The sequence below is a fragment of the Billgrantia kenyensis genome, assembly GCF_013697085.1.
GTDB lineage: Bacteria > Pseudomonadota > Gammaproteobacteria > Pseudomonadales > Halomonadaceae > Halomonas > Halomonas kenyensis.
The window spans coordinates 1-2,318 of record NZ_JACEFT010000070.1 but is presented as its reverse complement, the minus strand read 5'-3'; the positions used below and the strand labels follow the sequence as shown (position 1 = coordinate 2,318).

Below are 2,318 nucleotides of genomic sequence, written 5' to 3'. Positions count from 1 at the left end.
GTAAGCGCTCCACGAACCCCACCTGTTGCGGCCTGAGTTAGACCGGTAGCGTGTCTCTCCAGCGCCAGGGCAGCAGCGTGCCGAGGTCGTCATCCTCGCCGAGTGTTGGCAGAGTCTCGAACACAAACTGCAGGTACTCGTAGGGCGAGAGGCCGTTGGCCTTGGTCGTCTCGATCAGACTGTAGATCGCCGCGCTGGCCTGGGCACCGCTCGGTGTGTGGCTGAACAGCCAGTTCTTGCGACCAACGACGAAGGGGCGGATGGCGTTCTCGGCCGGGTTGTTATCCAGGGGGATCACCCCGTCATCGAGGAAGCGGGTCAGGCGTTGCCACTGGCCATCCAGGTAGTGCAGCGCCTTGCCCAGTGCGCTCTTCGGCAGCACCTGGGTCAGTGACTTGTCGAGCCAGGTGCGCAGCAGAGTGACTAGCGGGCGGCTCTTCTGCTCACGCAACGCCTGGCGTGCCTCGGGATCCAGCGCCTTGGCCTGCTTCTCCACGGCGTAGAGCTTGCGGATCTGGTTGAGCGCCCAGTCGGCCTTGCCGGTCTTGCCCTTGGGCTGCACCTTCTGGGCCTCAACGAACTTGCGACGGGCGTGCGCCCAGCAGCCGGCATGGGTGATGCCGTTCTGCCGCACCACCTCGGCATAACCCTCGTAGCCATCGGTGACCAGGCGACCAGCATAGTCACCCAGCAGGCGCAGGGGCACCCGACCGGCTCGGCTGGCGTCATAGTCGAACAGCACCACCTGTTGGCCAGGCGGGCCACCGCGCTGCAACCACATGTAGGACGTTGAGCTCGCTGGCCGGTCGGCTTCGGCGTTGACCTGCAGCGTGGTCTCGTCCATGTGAATCAGCGGGCCCTGCAGCAGGTGCTGTCGCAGGGCCTCGACCAGCGGCATCAGCCGCTCGCCGACCTGCACCATCCAGCGGGCCAGGGTGTTGCGCGGGATCTCGGCGCCATGACGCGCAAAGATCTGGCTCTGCCGGTAGAGCGGCAAGGCATCCTGATACTTGGCGGTGGCCACGTAGGCGAGCAGGGTCGGGCTAGCATTGCTCTTGGGCAGCAGCTTGGCCGGTGCCGGGGCGATCTGCACGCCCTCTTCGCAGTCTGGGCAGCCGTACTTGAGGCGCACATGGCGGATCACCTCGATCCGCGCCGGCACGACGTGCAGTTCCTCGCTGATCTCTTTGCCGATCTCCTTGAGCTCGGTGCCGTCGTGGCGGCAATGCCGGGTATTCTCGGGGAGCTCATGGATCACTTCGACGCGGGGCAGTTCGGGGGGTAGCGCCACGCGGCCACCACGGGGGCGGCGCTTGGCCGGCTGAGGGGGTTCGGCCGGCACGTCAACAGCGTCATCCTCGGCGTTGGAGCTGGCGTCCTCCTCGTCGACTGCCACTTCGGCCTCGTTGATGAGGAGGTCACCCTGCGCGACGCGGTACTTTTCGGTGGAGGGACCGAACTGACGCTCGATGGCCAAGCGGAACTGCTCAAACAGCGCGGCCTTGGCGGCTTCCCACTCCGCCTCCTTCTTCTCCATCAGTTGATGAAGACGCGCAATCTCCTCTTGCTGAGCACGCACTTGGCGCTGCAGCTGGGAGACGCTGGCAGAGGGAGTCGAGGCCGAGGAAGTCATGCTGACATTTTACCAAGCGGTGCTGCTGGAAGCAGCAGAAAATCAGCCAACCGCCTGAAAATCCAACGTCTTATGAGGGCGCATGGCGCTGAGGTCGTAGCCATCGAGCAGCCAGTTCAGTTCCTGGCCCGAGAGCGTAACCGTGTCGCCCTCCAACCGGTCCGGCCACTTGAAGCGCTCCCGCTCCAGGCGCTTGTACCAGACCACGAAACCGTTACGCTCCCAGAACAGCAGCTTCACCTTGTCGCGCTGGCGGTTGCCGAACACGAAGACCGCCTCCTCGAAGGGGTTGAGCTCCATGGCCTCCTGAACCAACAGGGCCAGTCCGTCGATCTGCTTGCGCATGTCGACCGGCTCGCGGCACAGATAGACGCGCAGTCGGGTATCCGGCCGAATCATCGTGCCACCTCCACAGCGACGAAGCGAAGCGGTCGATGGCGAGGTGGCACGAGCAAACCCTGCACCATCAGGCGCTTCTCCCAAGCCAGCAGTGACGCCAGTTCAAGTCCTTGCTCTTCGGCGTACACGCTCAACGCCATCTGCCGAGAGGAGGCATGGAACAGATGGCCCAGCCAGAAAGCCTGTGTCGAGGTCAGGTCGGTCATGGTGTCCTCCTTGGGATCAGGAGACACCAGTCTGACGCGTGCTAATCAGCTGCAGAAGATGGGGTTTGTGGAGCGCTTAC

General features: G+C 64.2%; 3 protein-coding genes. All 3 read right to left on the bottom strand.

The features are described 5' to 3' along the window. Positions 1 to 37 precede the first annotated feature (37 nt). From tnpC to H1D44_RS20595, 3 genes are read right to left on the bottom strand one after another with little or no spacing between them, the layout of a single operon-like run. Positions 38 to 1,633, bottom strand: coding sequence for an IS66 family transposase (gene tnpC, locus H1D44_RS20605; RefSeq protein ID WP_181517137.1), 1,596 nt, complete (start codon positions 1,631 to 1,633; stop codon positions 38 to 40). 42 nt (positions 1,634 to 1,675) lie between these two features. After that, entirely contained in the window at positions 1,676 to 2,032 is a 357-nt protein-coding gene (tnpB, locus tag H1D44_RS20600; protein WP_181517136.1) for an IS66 family insertion sequence element accessory protein TnpB, read from the bottom strand. Next, the gene (locus H1D44_RS20595; protein WP_181517135.1) at positions 2,029 to 2,238 is read right to left on the bottom strand and encodes a hypothetical protein; all 210 of its coding nucleotides are present in this window, start codon (positions 2,236 to 2,238) and stop codon (positions 2,029 to 2,031) included. Before H1D44_RS20595 ends, tnpB begins: the two co-directional genes overlap by 4 nt. Positions 2,239 to 2,318: the final 80 nt, after the last annotated feature.

Bases quoted from the DNA above. Each gene is read 5' to 3' on its own strand.
- tnpC (WP_181517137.1), bottom strand. From the start codon at position 1,633: ATGACTTCCTCGGCCTCGACTCCCTCTGCCAGCGTCTCCCAGCTGCAG.
- tnpB (WP_181517136.1), bottom strand. From the start codon at position 2,032: ATGATTCGGCCGGATACCCGACTGCGCGTCTATCTGTGCCGCGAGCCG.
- H1D44_RS20595 (WP_181517135.1), bottom strand. From the start codon at position 2,238: ATGACCGACCTGACCTCGACACAGGCTTTCTGGCTGGGCCATCTGTTC.